The organism is Rhizomicrobium sp., assembly GCF_056722145.1.
This window is the reverse complement of sequence record NZ_JBWZET010000293.1, coordinates 1-4,445: the sequence shown is the minus strand read 5'-3', so window position 1 is coordinate 4,445 and position 4,445 is coordinate 1. Positions and strand designations below refer to the sequence as shown.

The window sequence follows — 4,445 nt, the reverse complement described above, 5'->3', positions numbered from 1 at the left end:
TGCGGGTCGATCCGCTGGCGACGCCGGCCGGGTTGAAACTGCAGCGCATCATCCAGACCGAGAGCTATCGCTTTCCCGACATCTTCACGCTGTCGTTCGAAAAGGGCGCGCTGCCGGTGATTCGCTTTCTGGGCGATCTGCTGGCGCGCGAGACGGCGGCAGGCCGGCTGGCACTGAGCGACCCGGCGCTGGCCGCGAACGTGTTTATCTCGATGGTGGTATCCGGCCCGATCCGCATCCTCACGGCGGGCCTCAAAGTTACCACCGAGGAAGTGGATCACCGCATCCGCTTTGCCGTTCGCCTGTTTCTCGATGGCGCACGCGCGCGCTGATTTCACAAGAGGTTTCGATGATCGCTCCCGACCGTCCGCGCCGATCCGCGCTCTATCTGCCTGCTTCCAACCCGCGCGCCATCGAGAAGGCGCGGGGGCTTCCTGCCGACGTGGTCATCCTCGACCTTGAGGACGCGGTGGCGCCCGAGGCGAAGGATGCGGCGCGCGATGCCGCGGTGGAGGCGGTGAACGCCGGCGGCTTCGGCCATCGCGAGGTCGCGATCCGCGCCAATGGCCTCGATACGCCATGGGGCGAAGCGGACCTGGCGGCCATCGCCGGCTCGGCCGCAGATGCGGTGCTGGTGCCCAAGGTATCGTCGCCGGCCGACATCGCGGCTTGCAACGCGCTGCTGAAAGGGGCGCCGGCGGAGATGCAGCTCTGGGCGATGATCGAAACCTGCGCCTCGATCGCCCAGCTCGATGCGATTGCCGCCTGCGCGCGCGATACCCGGCTGTCACTGTGGATCATGGGCACCAACGACCTGGCCAAGGAAATGCGCGCGCAAGCGACGCCGGAGCGGACGCCGTTCCTGCCGTTGCTGAGCCTGGCCGTATGCGCGGCGCGGGCGCATGGCGTGGCGATCCTCGATGGGGTGTGCAACGAATTCCGCGACCTGGCCGTGTTCGAGGCCGAGGCGCGGCAGGGGCTGCTCTATGGGTTCGACGGCAAATCGCTGATCCATCCGGCGCAAGTGGAAGTGGCCAACGCAGTGTTCAACCCTTCCGAAGCCGAACTGGAACGCGCGGCAGCGGTGATCGCGGCGTTCGCGCTGCCGGAAAATGCCGGCAAGGGCGCGATCCAGGTGGACGGCAAGATGGCCGAGCTGCTGCACCTGGAACAGGCGCGGCGGCTGGTGTCGATGGCGGAGCGGGTTGCGGGACGCTGACATGGAAAGGGCGCGAGGGGTTTCCCTCCCGCGCCCTTTGCCATTCAGGCTGATCGGCTCAGAACTTCACGCCAAGTTCAAAGCCATATGAAATCGGCTTGGCCCAGTTGGAGCCGATGCCGAAATTGGTCGCCTGGACCTCGGTCTTGTACTTCGTATTGGTGACGTTGGTGCCGAAAACGGCAATCGTGTAGCGTTGGCTGGGATCGGTCCATTCGGCGCGCAGATCGAGCGTGGCATAGCCGTTCTGCGGGAACTGGTTGCCCGAATAACCGAAATAGAGCTTGCTGGTGTAGTTGAGGTTGCCCGACAATACGGCCTTTCCGTTCCACAGGTCCTGCTTGTAGCGCGCAGTGATGTTGCCGGTGAACTCGGGGGTGCGCTCCATCGTCGAATTCTTGAGCGTGGTGCCCGGAACGAGGAAGCTGATGCCGTTGGCGCCGCACGCCGCTGCGCCGATCGCCGGAACGCAGGGCACATAGACCGGGGCGTTGTCGAATTCGACGAAGCGGGCATGAGTCCAGGCCGCCCCTGCCGAGAGGTCGAAATGCTCGTTCAGGCGGGCGGTGAACTGGCCGTCAAGCCCATAGATGTGCGAGCTGGCGGCATTGAGAATGAACGCCGTGCCGCTAAGGTAAGCCGATACCTGCAAGTTCCGGTAATTGTAGTAGAACCCTGAAAGGTCGAACGAGAATGTGTGGTTATCGAACTTGTAGCCGACTTCGTAAGCGTCGATCGTCTCGGGCTGGATCGGGTTGCACGTGTAGGACGGATTGCCGAATGCGGGCGCGGCATTCTGGCACGAGCCGCCAACGTCAATGATCGCCGCCTTGTAGCCGCGCGCGAACGAGGCATAGATGCTCGAATGGTCGTCGGGCTTGTAACGGACCACGACGCGCGGCGTGGCATGGTTGCTCGAGATATCGGGCACCGGCACGACGCCGCCGGGCGCCGAGTGAACGGTGCCGGAGGCATCGGTGTAGGTCGGCGCGAGAAAGCGGGTGTTCCAATAGGCGTCCTTGACCTGATCGTGCGAATAGCGGACGCCGGCAGTCAGGAACAGGTGATCGACGACCTCGTAGGTGGCGTCGAGGAAGCCCGAAAGGTTGACCGTGGTGGTGCTCGAACCGCCGAGGCGCACCGCCGGGCTGAGCACGTTGTCGCCGCTGTAGCCGATCGTGGTGATGTAGGTGTCGCGGTTGTTCATGTAGAACATGCCGGCAGTCCACTGCAGGCGCGAGCCGGCCTTCGAGCTGAGCAGCAGTTCCTGGGTGAAGGTCTTGTTGTCGTTCGGCAGGCCGAGGCCGAACGCTTCGACACCGGAATAATCCAGCGAGATCAGCGAATCGACCTTCTCCTTGCGATACTGCGTATACGAGGTGAAGTTCGCAAAACCGAGATCGGCCTTGATCGTGCCCTGGACCACATCGGAGTTGGTGTGGATGAACAGTTTCTCGCCGGGCTTGGTGCCGTTGGCGACCAGGCGCGGATCGAAGGTATATTGCCCGGGGACCGCGAAGAACGGATAACCGGCGGCGATGTCGGGGCCGGTGTAGCTGTTGACCAGCGCGGGCGTAGGATCGTTGACGTGGGCGTGCGTATAGCGAACCATGACCGAGACATTGTCGGTCACCTGGGCCTTGATGCCGGTGCGGATGGTCCAGTCCTCGAACTGTCCCACCTTGTTGTCGTTGGTCTGGATGTTGGTCAAATAGCCGTCGCCGCGCGAGTACAGGCCCTCGATATCGAACGCGATGTCCTTGGTCAGCCCGGTGGAGGCATAAGCCTGCGCGCGCAATTCGTTGAAGCGGCCATAGGAAATCTTGGCGTCAAGCTTCGTCGTCGTGCTGGGATCGGCGGTCTGCACCACGATGGCACCGCCGGTGGTGTTGTGGCCGAACAGCGTGCCTTGCGGGCCCTTGAGCACCTGCACGCTCTGGACATTGAGGAACTGGAACTCGTTGGCGAGCGGATTGGGCGAATAGAACCCGTCGACGTAGATGCCGACGTTGGTGCCGCCGCCCGAGGTCGTCACCGGCGTACCGACACCGCGAATCGTCGGCTGGAAGAACGCGCTGGCGTTGTCGAATCGCAGGCCTGGCGTGAGCTTGGTGATGTCTGAAAGCGTCTGGACGTTGGCGGTCGCCAGTGCCTGCCCGCCGATCGCGGTGATCGTGATCGGCACATCGACCTGCTTTTCCTCGCGACGCTGGGCCGTGACGACGATTTCGTCGGTGGGCGCGACGGCTTGCGGTGCGGCCTGGGCCAGCACGGGGGCGGGGGCGAGCATGACCCCGCCCAGCAGACCGAACAGCGACGTGCGCAAGCGGAAATGATTGATCGACATCCTGACCTCCCTTCGCCTGGCCATTGCCGGGCTTGATCCTCAAACGGTTCGTGCACGCCGTTAAGGCGCTCGTTCACAACCGCTCGATCCTCACGCTAGGCCATGGCGGATGATTGGCAACGATGAATTGTCCGGACAGACTGCAAATTTCCAAATCGGCCAGTTACCGTTGCATTTCTGCAACTGAACGCGTGTTCAAAGGCCGATGTAGCCGAGCAGGCCGGTCTTGGGATCGGGCGAGTCCGCCTTGTAGCGCACCGAACCGTAGGGCCGTTCGAGCCAGCGGCGGACGCGGCGTTCGCCGGGTTTGCGGTTGTAGCCATCCGCGGCTTGCTGGATATCGAGATCGGACTGGGTGTAGCGATCGCGCATCCGCAGGTAGTCGCCCCAGGTCGGGCAGTGATAACGCTCGGTCCAGATCGCGGTATCGGCAATGTCGCGCGCGATCGACCAGTCAAACCCGCCGTTGCGCAAGCGCACTTTCTGGAGGTGACGCGCAACCTCGTAGAAGGCGCGGGCCTCTTCGGGATCGACGTCGTATTCAACCTCGACCACGATCGGCCCGGAGCGCATCGACAGGCCGAGCGCGACTTGCGGTTCGGCGCCGATCGGCACTTGTTCGGTGTCGATATCCTCATCGCGCGGCAGCGGCATGACGATGCCGAGCAGCGCTGTGGCGGCGGCAATGCCGCCCGAAGTCGCCAATGCGAAGGTGATGCCATAATGCGCGGCGACCTGCCCCCAGAACCAGGCGCCGATGGCGACGCCGCCGGTGATCGACGACGAATAGAGCGACAGCGCGCGGGCCGTGACCCAGCGCGGCGCGGTGAGCTGGACGCCGATGTTGAACAGCGACGCGGTCTGCATGTTGGCAATGCC

Annotated in this window: 4 protein-coding genes; 2 read left to right on the top strand and 2 right to left on the bottom strand. The window is 63.8% G+C overall.

What is annotated here, in order from left to right; translation table 11 throughout:
• Positions 1-332, top strand: a 332-nt coding sequence (locus AC1P6P_RS15135) for a TetR/AcrR family transcriptional regulator C-terminal domain-containing protein (RefSeq protein ID WP_481403274.1), incomplete at its 5' end; no start/stop codon positions are given.
• A 17-nt stretch (positions 333-349) separates the two neighbouring features.
• Positions 350-1,219, top strand: coding sequence for an HpcH/HpaI aldolase/citrate lyase family protein (locus tag AC1P6P_RS15130; protein ID WP_481403273.1), 870 nt, complete (start codon positions 350-352; stop codon positions 1,217-1,219).
• 58 nt (positions 1,220-1,277) lie between these two features.
• Here the strand turns inward: AC1P6P_RS15130 and AC1P6P_RS15125 are convergent, their stop codons facing one another.
• The gene (locus tag AC1P6P_RS15125) at positions 1,278-3,566 is read right to left on the bottom strand and encodes a TonB-dependent receptor (RefSeq protein ID WP_481403272.1); all 2,289 of its coding nucleotides are present in this window, start codon (positions 3,564-3,566) and stop codon (positions 1,278-1,280) included.
• A 195-nt stretch (positions 3,567-3,761) separates the two neighbouring features.
• A partial coding sequence (locus AC1P6P_RS15120) for an MFS transporter (RefSeq protein WP_481403271.1) occupies positions 3,762-4,445 on the bottom strand: 684 nt, incomplete at its 5' end.